The sequence below is a fragment of the Janthinobacterium sp. GW823-FHT03B06 genome (genome assembly GCF_058796955.1).
The window spans coordinates 288,691-308,381 of record NZ_JBXAJE010000007.1 but is presented as its reverse complement, the minus strand read 5'-3'; the positions used below and the strand labels follow the sequence as shown (position 1 = coordinate 308,381).

Sequence of the window (19,691 nt, the reverse complement as noted above, 5' to 3'; positions counted from 1 at the left end):
CACTAACGCTATGTCCCGACACTACAAGCAAAGGAAACTTGCCAGCATGAAATTATTATAGTTAATACAATAAGATCGTGCGCTTCATCCTGGCTGCAAGCTTGCAGACTGTGTTGCGCGGCATGGATATGCAATATGCACTGAAGTGTGCAACGATCTTGCCATGGCGCACACCGCTATTGCTAGCGTGCTGTTCTTCAGCAACGTCGTTCTTGACATCAGCCCTGTTCACGACACACCATTTTCCTGATTGCCATCTGCACAAGGCCAGTGACAATGGGCTGCGCGACCGGGCAATCCGGACAGTTGCCCTCTCTCAATCATGCGGATATGACTTCGTCACTGCGAGAAGAATGGCCGCCGGCTCAATATTACCCTGCAATCGTCATGCCAAAAAGTAGGCTGCGATATTATCGGATTTTAATAACTTAAGGGCATAACGAATATGTTTACAAATTCCACCATTCTGGTAACGGGCGGGACCGGTTCCTTTGGCAATAAATTTGTGCCAATGACACTCGCCAAATATAATCCCAAAAAAATCATTATTTATTCCCGTGATGAAATGAAACAATGGGAAATGGCAAAACGTTTTCAAGGCGATCCACGTATCCGTTTCTTCATCGGCGATGTACGTGATCGTGAACGTCTGTACCGGGCATTGGATGGCGTCGATTATGTAGTGCATGCTGCGGCCACCAAAATTGTCCCAACTGCCGAATATAATCCGTTTGAATGCGTGAAAACCAATATCAACGGCGCGATGAATCTTATCGATGCGTGCATAGACAAGAAGGTCCGCCGCGTCGTCGCCTTGTCGACGGATAAGGCAAGTAGCCCGGTGAATCTGTACGGTGCGACGAAACTGGCATCGGATAAATTGTTTGTAGCAGGAAACTCATATGCTGGCGCAGATGGCTGCCGCTTTGGTGTTGTCCGCTATGGCAATGTGATGGGTTCGCGCGGTTCGGTCATCCCATTCTTCCTGTCGATTAAGGATAAAGGCGTACTGCCTATTACCGACCCACGCATGACCCGCTTCATGATTACGCTCGAACAAGGCGTCGAACTAGTGTGGCACGCCTTTGAAGATATGCAGGGCGGCGAAATCTACGTCAAGAAAATCCCATCAATGAAGGTGACCGATGTTGCCAATGCCGTCGACGATACCTGCACGCAAGAAACCATCGGCATTCGTGCCGGCGAAAAACTGCATGAGCAGATGATTAGCGCCGAAGATGCTTTGCTGACCTACGAATATGCGGAACATTTCAAGATTCTGCCTGCGATTCACAATTGGAGCGAAGATCCGTTCCGCATCAAGGATGGCGTCAAAGTGCCAGAAAACTTCGTTTATTCCAGCGACAACAACCGCGAATGGATGAGCATTCCTGAATTGCGCTCGTGGATCGAACAGCACACCAACGAAATCGACAAGGTTTAATTGTCACGCCGCACCCATTGTACTGTCGAACGAAACACCCCGGCATATAATGCCGGGTACTGTGCAAGCAAGTAAGGAGTTAAATTTGAATCCAGTCCCGCCAGGAAAGATCGAGTCCCCCCTCCCTTTCAACGCCGGAGTGCTGGCGCGTTTTGGCATAGGTGCCGCCCAGTTTGGCATGTCCTACGGCCGGTTCAATACCCAAGGCATGCCTTCGCAGGATGCGGTACGCAATATACTGATCGCGGCCCGCAACTTTGGCCTCTCGGTCATCGATACCGCGCATGAATACGGCGCCTCGCAAAGTGTACTCGGCCAGTGCGCCGAAGAAGCCCGGCATTTTGCCATGATCACCAAGACGCCGCGCCTGCCAGCCGACTTCACGGCAGCTGATGCGCAAACCCTGGCCGAAGCCTTGCGCGCCGCACTGGGGACGCTGCGACGTGCCTCAGTCGATGGCTTGATGGTTCACAACTCCGACGAACTGCTGGCACCTGGCGGGGGCTACGTCTATGAGCAGCTGTTGGCTCTGAAAGAGGCCGGACTGGTGCGAAAAATCGGCATATCCGCCTATACCGGAGAAGTAGCCGAAAAGATCGCAGACCGGTTCCCCATTGATCTTGTGCAATTGCCAATAAACTGGCTGGACCGACGGCTCATCGAGTCGGGAACGCTGCGTCGCCTGAACGAAAAAGGCATCGAGATCCATGCCAGATCAGCATTTTTGCAAGGCTTGCTACTGGCCGATCCTGCCACGCTGGCACCTAACTTTGACAGCGTTCGGCCAGTGCTGACGGCGTTTCGCGACAGTTGCACGCAGGCGGGCGTCAGTCCTGCGCACGCAGCGCTGCATCACTTGCTGGGAACGCCGGAAATCGCGCGTATTATTGTAGGGGTCGAGTCCATTGAACAATTGAATGAATTGTTCGGCAATTTCCCGCCCCCTCCGCCGATTCATTTCGCCGACTTCAGCTGCAACGATGTCCGCATCCTGAATCCCGTATTATGGAACGCGTAAGCATGCGTGCGCGGCAACACGTGCAATCATCGATGCAAGGAACACAGTAAAAATGAAAATTGTTGCAATTATTCAAGCTCGAATGGGATCGAGCCGCTTGCCACGCAAGGTCTTGTCGGATATTGCCGGCCGCACCATGATCGATCGCATTATCGAACGCGTCTCTGCAGCCAGCCTGATCAACGAAATCGTCGTGGCGACGTCGCTCAGCGAAGACGACGACGTCCTCGTCGAACATGTGCTGGCGGGTGGCGCTGCACGCGTATTCCGTGGCTCAATGGATGACGTGTTGTCACGCTATTATGAATCTGCGCGCCTGCATGGAGCTACGCACATTGTCCGCATCACGGCGGACGACCCGCTAAAGGACCCGCAGATTATTGACCGTGCAGTGCGACTGCTGCTTGAAGACACCAGCCTCGCTTACTGTTCGAATACAATTACACCGACCTTCCCCGAGGGTCTTGACGTCGAAGCATTCACCTTCACGGCGCTGGAAACAGCGCACCGCGAAGCGCAGCTACCTTCCGAGCGCGAACACGTGACTCCATATATCTGGAAAAACAGCGCCCTATTCAAGGCGTTGAATTTTGTCCATGATACAGAACTGCAGGATTGGCGCTGGACTGTGGACAAGCCGCAGGACCTCGAATTCATGCAGCATGTCTATACGCAGTTTCAGGACCAGCCGCTGGTTCCATATCAGGCCGTGATCAAGTGGCTTGAATCGAATCCGCACATTCGTCTTCTCAATGCCGACACCATCCGCAACGAGGGATACTTTAAATCTTTGAAATCAGAGGAAAAATGACGACCACAAAGCAAGCATCCGCGACCGCCGCCAGACTGTATGGCAATGAACTGAAATATGTCACCGAGGTGATAGATTCGGAGTTCCGAAGCTCGAAGGGTTCGGGCATGATGCGTCGCCTGGAGGAAGCCTTTGCCGAACGTTTCGACGCCAAGTATGCGATTTCCTTCGTCAACGGCACGGCGACCATGCACGCGGCACTGGAGGCGTATGGCATCGGCCCAGGCGATGAGGTCATTGTACCGCCACTGACGATGTCCGCGACAACCTTTGCCGTCCTGCAGGCAAACGCAACGCCAGTATTTGCCGATGTCGATGCCGACACCTTCCAGATCAGTGCCGAGTCGATCGCCGCACGCATCACGCCCAAAACCCGCGCAATCATCACCGTGGCCCTGTATGGCATGTCGCCGGACATGGATGCGATCATGGCATTGGCCAAGCAACACAACTTGTTCGTCATTGAAGACAATGCTCAGTGCTTCCTCGGCAAATACAAAGGTAAAATCGTCGGCACGCTCGGCCATTGCGCCAGCTTCAGCTTCCAGAGTTCGAAGCATCTGAGCAGTGGTGAAGGCGGCATGATTATCACCGATGACATTGAACTGGCCGAGAAGATCCGCAAGGTCCAGTCGCTCGGCTACGCTGGTGTCGGCGCAACCAAGGCAAAGATTACCAAGAAAGATATTCAAGACCCATACTACTCGCGCCACGTGACGATGGGCTGGAATTACCGCATCCCCGAACTGTGCGCAGCAGTAGCGCTGGCTCAGGTCGAAAATATCGAGCCACTGGTGCAAACACGGGTAGATGCTGCGGCACTGTTTACGAATGCAGCCAAGGGTTTTGACTGGTTCAAACCGCAATTCGTCGGCCCTGAATACGTCAACACCTACTGGACTTGGGTGGCGCGCCTTGACCACACGGATATTACCTGGCATGAGTTCCGCGATCGTTTCGTGGAGTTGGGTGGCGACGGCGTATACGCGGCATGGAAGCTGACGTATCTGGAGCCGATGTTCGAAACCATGAACCTGCTGGGCCGTGAAGATTTCATCTCTGCGGAAAATCGCGCACAATACAAACCTGGCCTGTGCCCGGTTGCCGAACGCATCGCGCCGCGTCTGCTGCAGTTCAAGACGAATTACTGGAACTTGGCTGATGCTGAACGCCAGGCTGAAATCCTGCGCGCCACGCTGCAAAGTTTCGAGAAATGACACCGATGCGTGTAATGGTACTGGGAGCAACAGGGTTAATGGGCAGCACGCTCGTGCCATACCTGCGCCAGTGCGGTCATGCGGTCTTCACCAACGCGTCCGCTGCGGGCGCGCGGGTTGATCTGACGCAAGACGATGCCATGCGCGCCTGCCTGGACCAGGTAATGCCGGATGCTATCATCAATCTGATCGCCCTGACCAATGTGGACGAGTGCGAGAGGTCGCCGCAGCAAGCCTACCTCGTGAATACCAGGATCGTCGAGAATATTGCCGCGTGGATGCGCGACACTGACCGGCATGTCCATCTGATCCATATTTCTAGCGATCAAGTGTACAATGCGGCCGGCCCGCACCGGGAAGATCAGGTTGCGCTGTCGAACTACTACGGCTTTTCAAAATATGCAGGTGAACTGGCCGCTGCAACCGTGCCGCATACGATTCTGCGCACGAATTTCTTCGGTGTCAGCCAGTGCCCGGGCCGCACCAGCTTTAGCGACTGGCTCGTGCGAGCCCTGCGCCAGGGCGAATCCATCACCGTGTTCGATGATGTCCTATTCAGCCCCTTGTCTCTCGGGACGCTGGTTTCGCTCATCGAGCAGGTGCTCGCGCACCCAATACAGGGCGTCTTCAACGTCGGCAGCAGAGAGGGTTTGTCAAAAGCCGATTTCGCCTTCGCGTTGGCGCAGCAATTGAATCTGTCCTGCGCAAACATGCGCCGCGGCAGCTCCAGTAGCAGCCCCCTGACAGCCTACCGCCCGAAAGATATGCGGCTTGATGTGGCAAAGTTTGAAGCAGCCATGGGTATGCCAATGCCTATTTTACAAAAAGAAATTTATAGCGTTTGTAAGGAATATGAAAATGCTGCGCGTTAATTCCGAATTAAAGATTGATAACAAGACCATCAGCAATGATAGTCCGACGTATTTCATCGCCGATATTGCCGCTAACCACGACGGCGACCTGGAACGCGCCAAGGACCTTATTTATATGGCTGCTGAAGCCGGTGCCGATGCAGCCAAGTTCCAGCATTTCAAGGCGGACACTATCGTCAGCGACCATGGCTTCAAGGCCCTTAGCGGTGACCAGTCGCACCAGTCTAAATGGAAGAAGTCCGTGTTCGACGTCTACCAGGATGCCTCCGTCGGCCTGGGGTGGACACCAACGCTGGTTGACACCTGCAAAAAAGCGGGGATTACCTTCTTCACCAGCCCCTACGCACTCGACCTGGTTGATGCTATCGATCCGTTCGTTCCTGCGTATAAGGTGGGCTCTGGCGACATCACATGGGTGGAAATCATCGAGTACATCGCTGCCAAGCAGAAGCCCTATATCTTGGCGACAGGTGCCTCGACAATGGACGATGTGCTGCGTGCCGTTACAGCAGGCCTGGCGATCAATCCGAACCTCGCTTTGATGCAATGCAACACCAATTACACCGCAGAACTTGAAAATTTCAAGTACATCCAGCTCAACGTACTGAAATGCTATCGGGAAATGTTCCCGCACATGGTGCTGGGCCTCAGTGATCACACTCCAGGTCACGCAACCGTACTCGGCGCAGTTGCTCTTGGTGCTCGCATGATCGAGAAACACTTCACCGACGACACCAAGCGAGTCGGACCTGATCATGCCTTCTCCATGGATCCTGCCTCTTGGCGCGACATGGTCGAGCGCACGCGCGAACTGGAATTTGCCCTGGGAACGGGCATCAAACGCGTGGAAGAAAACGAAAGCAAAACCGTGGTTCTGCAACGCCGCGCCATTCGCCTGGCCACTGACTTGCCAGCAGGCACGGTGCTACGCGCCGAGCATCTGAATTTTCTGCGTCCCTGCCCAGCAGACGCGTTGCCACCATACTGCATCACCCAGGTAGTTGGAAAAACCTTGTCGGTCAATGGCGTCGCCGGCCAGCATATCAGCATCGGATCTCTGGCGTGAGGCAGCAGCACGGCGGAAAAATCGCGGCCGTCATTCCAGCATGGAACGAGGCCGCAACGATTGCCCAGGTCGTCAGCGGTCTGCAAGGTATCGCCTTGCCAATTGTTGTCGATGACGGCTCATCGGATGACACCGCCGCGCTGGCGCTGCAAGGCGGCGCAGTGGTCGTGCGCCACGGCATCAACCGCGGCTACGATGCGGCCATTGACAGCGGCTTCGCAGAAGCGGCGCGTCTCGGTTGTGAATATGTGATTACCATCGATGCCGACGGTCAGCATGACACTGCCGCCTTGGTCGCCGCAGTTGGCATATTGCAGGCTGGCGCCCGGCTCACCGTAGGTGTGCGCGACGTGCAGCAGCGGCTCGGCGAAACCCTGTTCTGCCTGGTCGGCAAGCGCATGTGGGGGATGGATGATCCATTATGCGGCGTTAAAGGTTATCACATCGATCTATATCGAAAGCTGGGGGCATTCGACACCTACCGGTCGGTTGGCACGCAATTGGCGATCCATAGCGTCCTGACCGGCACGCCTGTCGTCCAGTTTCCACTGAAGACCAGGGAGCGCCTGGGCCAGCCCCGTTTTGGGACCACCTTGAGCGCGAATCTGAAAATTGTACGCGCCCTTGCCATTGGTATCTGCAGAACCATCCGCCATCGGTACGTCGTGCGCACATGAGTGAACCGCGCACCGGTTCGCAAGCTCCGCTCAAGGAGCGGGCACGCACCGCACTACAGTCCCTCCCCGCCCTCAATTCGCGCGCCGTATTTGCCATCGCTTACGCGGGCAGTGCTGGCGTGCAAAAAGGCCTGGGACTGTTGCTTTTCCTGTGGCTGGCTCACTCGCTACCGGTAGACGCGTATGCGCAATTTGGCCTGTTTTATGCGCTGCAAACAGGTATTACCGCGTTCGCTATCGCCGGCATCATGGAGTCGGTGGTGGGCATGCTGAAAGACCGTCCCGCTGGAAAGGCACGAACCAGTCTGTTCAGTGCCGCCAATACGGTATTCCTGCTGCTGGCCGCGCTGTCGACCATGTTGACCGTGCTCAGCTACCGCCTCATAGTTTCCAACACGCCAGCATCATGGGCGGAACTGCTGTTGGTCGCCGCAACGGGCGTCATCACGGCATTTTTTACCCTGCAGGCCCTGCTTACACGCCTCGAAGAAAAACATCTGGCATCCCTGTGCCTGAATTCGCTGCCCGCACTGGCCGGCCTGCTGGCCGGTTTTCTCGCCTTCGCAGCCATCCGCACCGTGCCCGCTTTTTTTGCCGGCACTGCGCTGGGCCTGCTATTGTCGCTGCCTGCGCTGACGTGGAAAAAAGTACCCTCGTATGGTTTTGCACGGCAGGGCAGCGACGTCAGACTGATACTGGCGCGTATCGCGCCCTTCGTTCTGATTGTCCTGCTCGGATGGCTGAGCGGCTATGGCAACACCTATCTCGTTCAGTACTTTTTCAATCCCAATGATGTGGCCCGCTTCACCTTCGCCTATTCAATCTCGTCAATCATGCAATTGGTGGCCACCTCGCTCAATCAAGTGTGGAGTCCGCGCTTCTTCCAATTGGTGCATGAATTGACGATTACCGAAGTCGAAGCAAAGAACCACCATTTTTACCGCCTGCAAGGTCTGGCGCTCGGTCTGTTCGGCGGTGCAGTACTGCTCATCCTGCCACTGGTGATCCAGGCAGTCGGCCCTTCCTTGCGCCCCTACCAGCATCTCGAACTGGAAATGTTTTTCCTGTTCTCGGCCTACGCCGTGTCGATTCCGTGGTGGCACATCCAGAATTATTATCTGGTGCATGGCAAGGGCCATCAGCTGATGAATGTAACACTGGCCACCAGTATCGCTGGCCTGATCGCCTGGGCCGCATTGATGCTGGCGCTTGGCGTGCTCGGCGTCTACGCCGGATTTTTCGCGATGATGCTGCTGCGCTCGATCGGCGTATTTTTCCACGCCCGCCAGTGGTGGCAAATTCGCCTGTTATGGCAAGGACCGGCATTGGCGACCTTAATGCTCGGCGGCTGTATGCTGCTTGCCAGCCAATTCGCCCACGCTCCCTGAACCAGCTACTTTAGATTGATTAAGCATGGACTACACAATTATAAAAAAAATTATGCTCGACTGTTTCAAAATCGAGAAAATTCGCTATGACGAGGTGCCAGTACTGACTGTCGCACACGATAACGACCGCAGCCTCTTACACAAAGGAAAATACTATTCTCCATTGATCGACACCATGGAGGACGACCTGGCGCAACGCGGCGTGGCCTGCATCAGCGTGGCACGCATCATCTCTACCGTGAAGGGCGAGTTGAGCTATGCACGCGTGTACTCGCCGGAAGGTGCTTTTGCCCGCGCCTTGGTGGTAAAGCGCCTGCTGGCAAAATTCACACGCGCAGCCTACCCCTATTCGGCGATGGAAGAGCGGATCTGGGGTGACATTCTCGACCAGACCAAGGCAAAGAAAGTTTTTGGCATCCAGCCATCGCGTGAACTCTGCGTGGCCTGCCACAAACGCGGTGTATGGGTAGCAGACGTCCAACACGGCGTCATTGCAGAAACCCACCCATGGTATGGCGCCTCGTTCCGTGCCGCCGATCCGATCGAATACCTGCCGAACGCCTTCCTGTGCTGGGATGAAGGAAGCGCCGAGGTAATCCGCGAATGGGCCACGCCGAAAGGTGTAGTCACCAATGTCATCGGCAACCGCTGGCTGGCGCGCTTTACACGTCCAGCCGCTAACGATGCCCTGGTACAGGAACTTTCCGCCGACTATCAGTTGCGCACTGTACGAGATGAACGCAAAACAGTCATGATGAGTCTTTCATGGGGGTGCACCAATATACCGAACGGCTTCATTGGCGAGGAACTGGAACAAGTCATCCGCAAGACTGCATCGACCTATCGCTGGCTTCTACGCCTGCACCCGAATCAGATTCAGGGCTTCGCCACGCATGAAGGCCCTAACTTCATCAAATATTTCAACCAATCGCTGCGCGGCTATGCAGAATGGGAGCTGGCCACCCAGGCGCCGTTACCAGTCGTTCTCCGCGATATCGACTTGCACGTATCATGGAATAGCTCTGTATGCATAGAAGCGGCACAGGTGGGTATTAAATCAGCGCTGCTCGACCCGAACTTGCGGGCGGATGAATCCAAGGGTGACTATTACTCTTACTATAAACAGGCCGGTCTGGTCGAACTCATCTCGGAATCGGAAGCCAGCCTGACCGCCTGGCTCGCGGACAATATCGATAGCAAGCGGCCAGCAGAATCCTTTGACGCCTTTGACGAGCGGTACGTGCAGTTACTGGATTTTCTGGCGAAATAAGGCAGCGATGATCTTCACCACCGCGCACGCGAAACACCTCGCGTACACCGCCTTTCTGATGCTGCTGGTCGCTGCCTTCGCCTTGCGCATCGAGTGGCTGGTTGGCCTTTATCTCGGCGTCGCTTTGTGCGTCGTGCTGCGAAACGCCCATATGTTTCGATTGGCTAACAACGTCGAGCGCTACATGATGCTCTTACTCCTGTGCACTCTCACATTGATGCTACCGTTGAGCACAATGCGCAGTTGGACAGCCCCGATGCACTACGGTATTTCACTACTGTCCATGGGTGCAGCATTCGTCCTGAGCCGCGATAAGGATGCACTGCTGGCCGCTTGCAAATATTCACTATTGGCGGCTTTGGCAGCGCTCTTTGCCGCACTGGTTGTCACAGGACTCAGCGATTTTCCACTGGAAAACCTGATTCCCGATTCCAGCAGCAACGGCATCACGTCCTATCTCATCGTGCTGCAGGCAACCTATTCCACACTAAAATTCCTGCGCCACCGCCAGGCCAGCCTTGTCACTGCTTCGCTAACACTATTTGTTTGCATCATCGGCTACGGCCGCGGCTCCATCCTTGCTTCCACAGCTATTTTGGCAGTAAATCTATTGTCCTATCTGTCCTGGAGACGCGACCTGCGCGGCCTACGCAGTATCGTGCTAGGTCTTGGAGCAGTATTCCTGGTGTCGATTTACTTTGCCGACGATATCGTCGATTTCGTCGAGTCCAATACAAAAATCGGTTCCGGGCTGGTCGATGAACCGCGTCAGCGCATCCTGACCGACTACATGAACAAGATTAACTGGGCGAGCGCGCTGACAGGCGCCGACTACGAGGGCACTAGCATCGAGTCCGACTTCAACGGCAATCCCCATAACTCCTTTGTGCGCGCTCATCATATTTTCGGTGCACTGTACCTGCTGTCGCTGGCCGCCTTTCCCCTGGCGTTGCTGCGAAGAAGGCTGCCATCGTCTGTGAAGGCATTTTCCGGAAGCATGCTGTTGATCGTACTGTTTCGCTGTGCGACGGAACCAGTACTGTTCCCTACGATTTTTGATTTCTATTTTTTCGCCTTCTTTTTCGCTCTCAGCGGAAAATTTCTGCCACATCCGCCCAGAAACAGGATCGCCAGTTCATGAACACGCCGCCACGTCACCACAATAATTTCAATCTGATCCGTTTGCTTGCCGCGTTACAGGTCATGAGCGTGCATGCGCTGAACCATTTCGGCATTAGCGGATATGCCGTCGAGATCTTAAAAGTTTTCCCCGGCGTACCAACGTTTTTTTTCCTCAGCGGCTATCTGATCTGCTCCTCCTACCAGCGCATGGAAGGAAAGGGGCTGCTGGCCTTCTTCAAGAACCGCGTACTACGCATCTATCCAGCATTATGGGTGTGCATACTGCTGTCGACCGCCACAGTGTTCATCCTGGGCTATCTGCCTACTCCTGGCCTGAGCCTGTCGTCGTTCTTCATGTGGCTGACCGGCCAAATGACGATACTGCAGTTCTACAACCCCGAGTTCATGCGCGGCTTTGGTGTCGGTGTCTTGAATGGCGCTCTGTGGACCGTATCGATTGAACTGCAGTTTTACCTGCTGATGCCTGTCGTCTACTATCTTGCACGGCGCGCCAAGGCGCTCCTCATACTGCTATTCTTGTTGTCTATGGCAATCAACGTCTATCTTGGGCAACACTTGGACTGGAGCATCATGTACATGAAATTGCTGTATGTGTCATTCGCTCCCTGGATATATATCTTTCTGCTGGGTTGCTTTATAGCACTTAACGAGAACTGGATTACCAAGATCCAGCGCCTCGAGTACAAATATCTGCTGCCCGCCTACTTGCTGGCGATGAACTTCATCGGCAGTTATCAGCGCAATGCGGAAAACGGCATCAATCCGGTCGCCGTCGTGTTGCTTGTTGCGCTACTGCTCAAGTTTGGCACGGCACAACTGGCGCTGCCTGCTAAAATAACCGCCGTTATCCGTAAAACGGACTTCTCCTACGGGCTCTATCTCTACCATATGCCGGTCATTAATGTGCTGTTGTTCACCGGCGTGTTTTCTGCGGGCATCAACGTCTTCGCCACGATCATCGTCAGTGTCGTGGCCGCGATGTTTTCCTGGTATGTCATCGAGCGCCCCGCTTTGAAACATAAGTACTAAGCCAATATAATTGCAACATCAACTTCTGGGAATAAGAACGATTATGTCGTCCGCTGCCACGTCAAACTATCAAATTTGCACCAATTGCGTAATGGACACGTCCGATTCAAAGATTACCTTTGACGCGAACGGGGTCTGTGATCACTGCACCACTTTCAAGGAAAAAATCGCTCCAAACTGGCACACGGACGCCCGTGGCCAGCAGGAACTGGACAAACTCGCCGCCGCCATCAAGGTTGCTGGCAAAGGCAAGGATTTCGATTGCATCATTGGTATGAGCGGCGGTATCGACAGTTCCTATCTGACGTATATCGCGAAGGAAAAGTTGGGCTTGCGACCACTGGTATTTCACGTTGATGCAGGCTGGAACTCGCAAGAGGCTGTCAATAATATCGAACGCATTGTCGACTGCCTGAAACTCGACCTGTACACCGAAGTAATCGACTGGCAAGAAATGCGCGATCTGCAGCTCGCTTTCTTCAAATCAGGCGTTTCGCACATCGACACCCCGCAGGACTATGCCTTCTTTGCGACGATGTACAAGTTCGCCGAAAAACATGGCATCAAGTATATTCTGACCGGGGCCAACCTGTCGACCGAGTGCATCCGCAATCCCATCGAATGGATGTACTACCAGTCCGATTCCATCCAGCTGCACGACATTCATCGCCGCTTCGGCAAGAAGGCCCTGAAGAATTTCCCCACAACGTCCATCTTGCGCCACAAGATTTATTTGCCCTACATCAAAGGGATCAAAATCGTGCGCCCGCTCAACTTCGGGCCGTATATCAAGGAAGAGGCTGTCGAACTGCTCAAGCAGAAATTCGACTGGCAACCGTATCCGCAAAAACACTTCGAATCACGATTCACGCGCTTCTACGAGGGATATTGGCTGCCAAAGAAATTCGGCTACGATACCCGCCGCGTTCAGTATGCAAGCCTGATCGTGACCAATCAGATGACGCGGGAGCAGGCGCTGGAAAACTTGAAGCAGCCGGCCCTCAGCGAGGACGTGGCGCGCCAGGAATTCGAGTACGTGGCGACCAAGCTGGGTATTACTGTTGCCGAACTGCAAAGCTATATGGATGCCCCCAACAAAAGCTACAAAGACTATAAGTCGCAGGAAAGTTTTTATCTGTTTGGCGCCAAGGTAATGAAATTCCTTGGCCTGGAGCTGGGCGGGAAACGATGATTACCATCGTCGACTATGGCCTGGGCAACGTACTGGCCGTCGCCAACATCTACAAACGTCTTGGCATTCCGGTTACCATCGCCACCAACGCAGCAGAGCTGCGCGGTGCAAAAAAAATCGTTTTGCCAGGCGTGGGCGCCTTCGACTGGGCGATGACGCGCTTGCAGGAATCGGGCATGCGCGAATGCCTGGATCAACTGGTGCAGGGTGAGTACAGCCACGTAATCGGCATCTGCGTCGGCATGCAGATGCTGGCCACACGCAGCGACGAGGGTAGCTTGCCTGGCCTGGGCTGGATTGACGCCGATGTCAAGCGCTTTGACGACACGCACATGCTGCAACAGACCCATTTGCCGCACATGGGCTGGAATGACGTCGTGCCGCAGCGCCCCAACAGCCTGTTCAAGAACCTGGACGCCGGCGCGCGCTTCTATTTCTTGCATTCATATTATTTTTCCCCACATAAGCAGGAAGACGTGCTGGCGGTGGCCGACTATAACGGCCCATTCACTTGCAGCGTCAACTCCGGCAACGTCTTTGGCGTGCAATTCCACCCCGAAAAGAGCCATCAATGGGGCATCCAATTGTTACAGAATTTTGCGGAGCTGTAAGATGTTACGACCACGAATCATTCCCTGCCTGCTAATCCAGAACGGCGGGTTGGTCAAGACCGTCAACTTCGGCAGCCCAAAGTATGTCGGCGACCCGCTGAACGCCGTTCGCATTTTCAATGAGAAGGAAGTTGACGAACTGATCGTCATCGATATTGATGCCACCGTGCACAAACGCGAACCCGACTATGCATTGATCAAGTCGCTGGCGGCCGAGTGCCGCATGCCCCTGTGCTATGGCGGAGGGGTAAAAACGGTCGAGCAGATACAAACAATCATTGGCCTTGGCGTCGAGAAGGTCGCCCTTAGCTCGGCGGCCTTGGCTGATCCGGAACTGGTTTCCCGGGCCGCCGAAAAAGTTGGAAGCCAAAGCGTCGTCGTCGTCCTGGACGTCAAGAAGAGCGGTCTATTTCGCAAGTACGAGGTATTCACCCACAATGGCAGCCGTGGAAGTGGCGTCGGTCCGGCCGAACTGGCAAAAAAAATGCAGGCACTTGGCGCGGGCGAAATTGTCATCAATTCCATCGAACGCGACGGACAGATGAAGGGCTACGATGTCGACCTGATCGACACCGTGCGAGCCGCAATCACGCTGCCCATGACTGCCCTGGGCGGCGCCGGCAGCCTGCAGGACGTGAGCGACCTGATTCGCCGCTTCGACATCATTGGAGCCGCTGCCGGCAGCCTGTTTGTCTTTAAGGGGACCTATCGCGCCGTCCTGATCAACTATCCCAACCGTCAAGACAAGGACGCGCTGGTCCTGAAAGCGGGCCAACGGAACGAAAGCGCTATTTAATCCTCTCAGAGGCATGGAGAACAAGTGAAACAAATTTTGCAAAGCCTGAAAACAGGCGCTACTACCGTGGCCGATGTGCCCTGTCCTACAGTGGGCAAAGGCGGCGTATTGATACGCTCATCGCGCACGCTGGTATCCGTCGGCACCGAACGTATGTTGGTCGAGTTCGGCAAAGCGGGCTGGATCGAAAAAGCCCGCCAGCAACCCGACAAGGTGCGCATGGTACTCGACAAAATCAAGACGGACGGGCTGGCACCAACGCTCGAAGCGGTCTTCAACAAGCTCGATCAGCCATTGCCTCTGGGTTATTGCAATGTCGGCACGGTGCTGCAAACCGGACAGGGCGTCAACGGCATCACGCTCGGTGATCGAGTAGTCTCGAACGGCAAACACGCAGCGGTCGTCAGCGTACCGATGAATCTGTGCGCGACCATTCCGCCAGGCGTCTCCGACGAGCAGGCCGCATTCACAGTACTGGCGTCGATCGGTCTGCAAGGTATCCGCTTGGCACAACCAACTCTCGGTGAAGCCGTCGTGGTTACGGGTCTGGGCTTGATCGGGCTGATGACAGTGCAACTGTTGCGTGCGCATGGCTGCCGCGTACTGGGCATCGATTACGATCCTGCCAAGCTGCAGTTAGCCAAACAATATGGCGCCGAGGTCGTCGATCTGAGCGCCGGCGAAGACCCCCTGGCGGCGGCGAATACCTTCTCGCGCGGGCGCGGTGTCGACGCCGTACTCATCACAGCTTCGACGACCAGCAACGAACCGGTGCATCAAGCGGCATTGATGTCGCGCAAGCGCGGACGCATCGTGCTGGTCGGTGTAACCGGGCTGGAACTGTCACGCGCCGATTTCTATGAAAAGGAACTCACCTTTCAGGTCTCTTGTTCCTATGGCCCAGGCCGCTACGACCCGAATTACGAGGAAAAAGGCCAGGACTATCCGGTAGGTCTGGTACGCTGGACCGAACAACGCAATTTCGAGGCAGTACTCGACATGATGGCCGACGGCAGACTCAACGTTGACGCGTTGATCTCGCATCGCTTCACGATCGACCAGGCGGAGAATGCCTATGCCCTGTTGTCTGGCAGTGCGCCAGCGCTCGGCATTTTGCTCGAATACCCATCCGACGAGACCATTCCCGACACGGTACTGCGCCAGCGTACGGTTGAACTGGCAGAAGGAGGGACTCGCGGGGCAGGTTTAGCCTTCATCGGATCGGGCAACTATGCTACGGCGGTCTTGATTCCCGCCTTCAAGAGCGCAGCGGCGACGCTGAAGACGGTGGTTTCGAACAATGGCGTCTCCGGCGTCCATGCAGGGCGCAAATTTGGTTTCCACGCCACCACTACCGATACCGACTCTGTATTCATCGATCCGCAGGTTCACGGAGTCGTCATCAGTACCCGCCATGATAGCCATGCCAAGCTCGTTTGCCAGGCGCTCGCTGCCGGCAAACATGTATTTGTTGAGAAACCCTTGGCCTTGCACGCGGAAGAGCTGGACAAAATCGACGTGGCCTACCGCGCTGCGGCCGTGGCGGGCCATCCAGCCATGATTATGGTCGGTTTCAATCGCCGCTTTGCGCCGCATGTTCAAAAGATCAAATCCTTGCTGAACAGTATGCACGAGCCGAAGACCTTCGTCATGACGGTCAATGCCGGCGCCATTCCGGCACAGCATTGGACCCAGGACAATGAGGTGGGCGGAGGCCGCATCGTGGGCGAAGGATGCCATTTCATTGATCTGCTACGCTTTCTCGCCGGCTCACAGATTACCGAGTACCGCGTACACAAGATGCAAGCGGCTACCGCTGACACGGTCGCGCTACAGCTCGGTTTCGCGGATGGATCGATCGGCACCATTCACTATCTGGCCAATGGCAGCAAAGCCTTCCCGAAAGAACGACTCGAAATCTTCGCCAGCGGTCGAGTATTGCAGTTAGACAACTTCCGCAAACTGACGGCCTTCGGCTGGCCTGGTTTTTCCAAAATGAATCTTTGGCGGCAGGACAAGGGACAAAAGCAATGCGCAGCGGCATTCGTCGTGGCAATGCAGGACGGCGGCAAAGCCCCCATTCCCTATGACGAAGTCATGGAAGTGAGCCGGGTGACGATCGCGCTCGCGGCAGCTGCGCAATGCTAAGCCAGTACAGCGGAACAGGCGAAAAATGCGCCGCCTGCGTGCGGGTGCTGCGATGAACGACGTGGCGCTCAAGTACTGGCACACCTTGCGGCACCTGAAGCCCATTCAGTTCTATGGCCGGATCTGGTTCAAGTACAAGCCAGTAAGTGCCGACCTGCGTCCGGCGCCGCCGCTGCGGCCACTGTCCGGCACGTGGGTGGTACCGGCGGCGCGCCCGGCCAGCCTTTCGGGAGAGGCGGTTTTTTGCTTCCTGAATGAAACACATGACCTGGATACGCTGCAGGGTTGGGACGATCCCGCTGTGGGCAAACTGTGGCGCTACAATCTGCACTATTTCGACACGTTGCACAGCGCTGACGCAGCCATGCACGGGGCGCAACATCACCGTTTTCTGGACCGCTGGATGCGCGAGAATCCGCCTGGTCAAGGTAGCGGCTGGGAACCCTATCCTACTTCGCTCCGAGTCATCAATTGGATCAAATGGGCGCTGAACGGCTCACCGCTGTCGCCAGCAGAACTTGACAGCCTTGCAACTCAGGTGCGCTGGCTGTCGAAGCGACTGGAGATCCATCTATTAGGCAACCACCTGTTTGCAAACGCAAAGGCATTGATTTTTGCCGGGCTCTTTTTTTCGGGCCCTGAGGCGGCGAAATGGCTGGCAACGGGAATGCAAATACTTGCCAGCGAAATTCCCGAGCAGATCCTGCCCGATGGGGGCCAGTTCGAACGCAGCACGATGTACCATGCGCTCGCACTGGAAGACATCCTTGACCTGGACAATGTGATGCAGGCGTTCGGCGGGGCTCTCGACGCACGTGCCCGCGCGCTGGCGGCTAGCTGGCGTGCCTTGGCAGGCCCCATGCACGTCTGGCTGCTGGCAATGAGCCACCCTGACCGGCGGATCAGCTTCTTCAATGACGCCGCTTTCGACATTGCCGTGCCGACTCCGGAGCTGGAAAAGTACGCGTCACGGCTTGGCCATGCCTGTGTTCCGACCCTGCCGGACGGTGTCCATCACCTGGCCGATAGCGGCTACTTGCGCATTCAGCAAGACGAAGCAGTGGCCTTGCTCGATATAGGCCCCATCGGGCCGGACTACCTGCCTGGCCATGCCCACGCCGATACCCTGTCATTCGAACTGTCTTTATTTGGACAGCGCGTCTTCGTCAATTCCGGGACGTCGGAATATGGGCTTGGGACTGAGCGCCTGCGCCAGCGCGGCACCAGCGCCCACAACACGGTCTGCGTCGACCAGCAGGATTCCTCCGAAGTATGGAGCGGGTTTCGTGTTGCGCGCCGTGCCCGCATCACCGCCTTGCGGATCAATCCAGGCAAGGATGCGATCTCGGTCTCTTGCGCGCATGACGGCTATCATCGCCTTCCCGGAAAAAACCGGCACACCCGTACTTGGCACCTCTCGCCTGGTTCCCTGGAACTGAGCGATACGGTAAGCGGCACCTTCGGTCAGGCAGAAGCTCACTTCCACTTGCATCCCGATATCCGCGTCATGGATGGACTCTCGCAGCAGCAATGCCAGTTGAAGTTACCGGAAGGCCAGCTAATCAACTTCGGGCTCACGGGAGGAACGCTCAAAGTCTTGGAAAGCACCTGGCACCCGCGGTTCGGACAAGCCCTGCCGACAAAGTGCCTGGTGTTGCGGTTTACCGGAGCGACGCTGACAAGCGCCATCGGCTGGCACCCAGCGACAGAAAGTAGCTAACAGCGCCTCCTATCAAGAAGCGCTGCACCGATAGCAATAACGGTATCAGAAAAAGGGGGCACGCCAAGGAAACAGGAGCGGCGGCCATCGTTGCATGGTATGCTGCGAGTCCTTTTCTGAAGCAAGTACGCCATTGGCTGATATATATAGCTATAGCTTGCGTTCATGGTATTTTCAGCAGCAGCGATCAAACCAGGTAAAAGATATGCCTCCGATAGGCATGAAATAGTTCACCCGGCATGGCCGGCGCTTTATGAGATTCTATTGCAAATAGATACAAAACTTACTCTATCTTACAAAATCAATTATATCGACGGCATAAAATACCGCAAGAATCTTACCTTATAACAATGCAAAAAATACTGATTACTGGCGCCAATGGCTTTGTCGGTGCCGCGCTGTGCGAAGAACTGACGCGGCGCCAAGTCCCGTTTTCTGCGGCCGCACGCACGAAACTGACACCATCCATGTTTCCAATCGGTGATTTGAGCGCGACAACGAATTGGACAGAAGCACTGGAATCTTGTTCCGTTGTCATTCATTTGGCAGCCCGGGTCCACGTCATGCAGGAAAACGCTGCGGATGCGCTGGGTGCTTACCGGGAAATTAACGTTGCAGCAACAATGAATCTCGCACGACAGGCTGCACAACATGGCGTAAAGCGATTTATCTTCGTCAGCAGCGTGAAGGTGAACGGGGAGTCCACCTTGGCGAAACCCTTCACTGCGTCAGACATCGCCGCACCACAAGACCCCTATGGTCAGTCCAAGCATGAAGCCGAATGTGCGTTGAGAGAATTCTCCCGGCAAAACGGCATGGAAGTGGTGATCGTGAGACCACCTCTGGTGTACGGTCCTGGCGTGCGCGCCAATTTTCATCGCCTGATGCAGCTGGCCAACACCGGGCTGCCGCTGCCATTGGGAGCGGTACGTAATCGCCGCAGCATGGTGGCCCTGGACAATCTTGTCGATCTACTCATACTCTGCAGTTCCCACCCCAGAGCGGCAGGTGAAACCTTCCTGGTCTCCGATGACCACGATGTCAGCATTGGAGAATTGCTCAAGATGCTATCGACGGCGATGGGCAAGCGCTCCTGCCTGCTTCCCGTACCTGCGTCATGCCTGACCTTCGTCGCCACACTGCTGGGCCAATCGATGCAGGCACGGCGCTTGCTGGAATCACTGCAAGTGGATATTTCGCATACCAAGCAAACTCTGGACTGGTTGCCGGTGGTGAGTCTGCCTGAAGCGATGCGCAAAACCGCCTCCGCTTTTCTATCCCTTCATTGA

The 19,691-nt window shown here is 55.4% G+C and carries 17 protein-coding genes; all 17 read left to right on the top strand.

Annotated features, from left to right (window positions below):
- Window positions 1-445 precede the first annotated feature (445 nt).
- Complete coding sequence (gene pseB / locus AC1RBA_RS22550) at window positions 446-1,444, top strand: UDP-N-acetylglucosamine 4,6-dehydratase (inverting) (protein ID WP_070287837.1); 999 nt, start codon at window positions 446-448, stop codon at window positions 1,442-1,444.
- 85 nt (window positions 1,445-1,529) lie between these two features.
- Window positions 1,530-2,462, top strand: a complete 933-nt coding sequence (locus AC1RBA_RS22545; RefSeq protein WP_175445133.1) for an aldo/keto reductase — start codon at window positions 1,530-1,532, stop codon at window positions 2,460-2,462.
- Window positions 2,463-2,514: 52 nt separating this feature from the next.
- Window positions 2,515-3,273, top strand: coding sequence for a cytidylyltransferase domain-containing protein (locus AC1RBA_RS22540; RefSeq protein ID WP_070287835.1), 759 nt, complete (start codon window positions 2,515-2,517; stop codon window positions 3,271-3,273).
- A complete protein-coding gene (locus tag AC1RBA_RS22535) occupies window positions 3,270-4,490 on the top strand; it encodes a DegT/DnrJ/EryC1/StrS family aminotransferase (RefSeq protein ID WP_070287833.1) in 1,221 nt (406 codons plus the stop codon). Before AC1RBA_RS22540 ends, AC1RBA_RS22535 begins: the two co-directional genes overlap by 4 nt.
- Entirely contained in the window at window positions 4,487-5,362 is an 876-nt protein-coding gene (locus tag AC1RBA_RS22530) for an SDR family oxidoreductase (RefSeq protein WP_492419878.1), read from the top strand. The genes AC1RBA_RS22535 and AC1RBA_RS22530 overlap by 4 nt, the downstream gene beginning before the upstream one ends.
- The gene (locus AC1RBA_RS22525) at window positions 5,349-6,428 is read left to right on the top strand and encodes an N-acetylneuraminate synthase family protein (protein ID WP_254679409.1); all 1,080 of its coding nucleotides are present in this window, start codon (window positions 5,349-5,351) and stop codon (window positions 6,426-6,428) included. Before AC1RBA_RS22530 ends, AC1RBA_RS22525 begins: the two co-directional genes overlap by 14 nt.
- Complete coding sequence (locus tag AC1RBA_RS22520; RefSeq protein ID WP_070287828.1) at window positions 6,425-7,105, top strand: glycosyltransferase family 2 protein; 681 nt, start codon at window positions 6,425-6,427, stop codon at window positions 7,103-7,105. Before AC1RBA_RS22525 ends, AC1RBA_RS22520 begins: the two co-directional genes overlap by 4 nt.
- The gene (locus tag AC1RBA_RS22515; RefSeq protein WP_492419877.1) at window positions 7,102-8,493 is read left to right on the top strand and encodes a lipopolysaccharide biosynthesis protein; all 1,392 of its coding nucleotides are present in this window, start codon (window positions 7,102-7,104) and stop codon (window positions 8,491-8,493) included. The genes AC1RBA_RS22520 and AC1RBA_RS22515 overlap by 4 nt, the downstream gene beginning before the upstream one ends.
- Before the next feature lie 25 nt (window positions 8,494-8,518).
- A complete protein-coding gene (locus AC1RBA_RS22510; RefSeq protein ID WP_070287823.1) occupies window positions 8,519-9,763 on the top strand; it encodes a hypothetical protein in 1,245 nt (414 codons plus the stop codon).
- Window positions 9,764-9,770: 7 nt separating this feature from the next.
- Complete coding sequence (locus AC1RBA_RS22505) at window positions 9,771-10,904, top strand: hypothetical protein (protein ID WP_070287821.1); 1,134 nt, start codon at window positions 9,771-9,773, stop codon at window positions 10,902-10,904.
- Window positions 10,901-11,935: an acyltransferase family protein gene (locus AC1RBA_RS22500; RefSeq protein ID WP_070287819.1), complete on the top strand. Its 1,035-nt coding sequence runs from the start codon at window positions 10,901-10,903 to the stop codon at window positions 11,933-11,935. The genes AC1RBA_RS22505 and AC1RBA_RS22500 overlap by 4 nt, the downstream gene beginning before the upstream one ends.
- A gap of 43 nt (window positions 11,936-11,978) precedes the next feature.
- Window positions 11,979-13,127, top strand: a complete 1,149-nt coding sequence (locus AC1RBA_RS22495) for an N-acetyl sugar amidotransferase (RefSeq protein ID WP_071654364.1) — start codon at window positions 11,979-11,981, stop codon at window positions 13,125-13,127.
- The gene (gene hisH / locus AC1RBA_RS22490; RefSeq protein ID WP_070287815.1) at window positions 13,124-13,738 is read left to right on the top strand and encodes an imidazole glycerol phosphate synthase subunit HisH; all 615 of its coding nucleotides are present in this window, start codon (window positions 13,124-13,126) and stop codon (window positions 13,736-13,738) included. Before AC1RBA_RS22495 ends, hisH begins: the two co-directional genes overlap by 4 nt.
- A 1-nt stretch (window position 13,739) precedes the next feature.
- Entirely contained in the window at window positions 13,740-14,534 is a 795-nt protein-coding gene (locus AC1RBA_RS22485; protein WP_492419876.1) for an AglZ/HisF2 family acetamidino modification protein, read from the top strand.
- A gap of 24 nt (window positions 14,535-14,558) precedes the next feature.
- A complete protein-coding gene (locus AC1RBA_RS22480; RefSeq protein ID WP_070287812.1) occupies window positions 14,559-16,682 on the top strand; it encodes a bi-domain-containing oxidoreductase in 2,124 nt (707 codons plus the stop codon).
- Window positions 16,683-16,707: 25 nt separating this feature from the next.
- Window positions 16,708-18,402: a heparinase II/III family protein gene (locus AC1RBA_RS22475; protein ID WP_492419875.1), complete on the top strand. Its 1,695-nt coding sequence runs from the start codon at window positions 16,708-16,710 to the stop codon at window positions 18,400-18,402.
- Between the two features lie 350 nt (window positions 18,403-18,752).
- Window positions 18,753-19,691, top strand: coding sequence for a UDP-glucose 4-epimerase family protein (locus AC1RBA_RS22470; protein ID WP_070287810.1), 939 nt, complete (start codon window positions 18,753-18,755; stop codon window positions 19,689-19,691).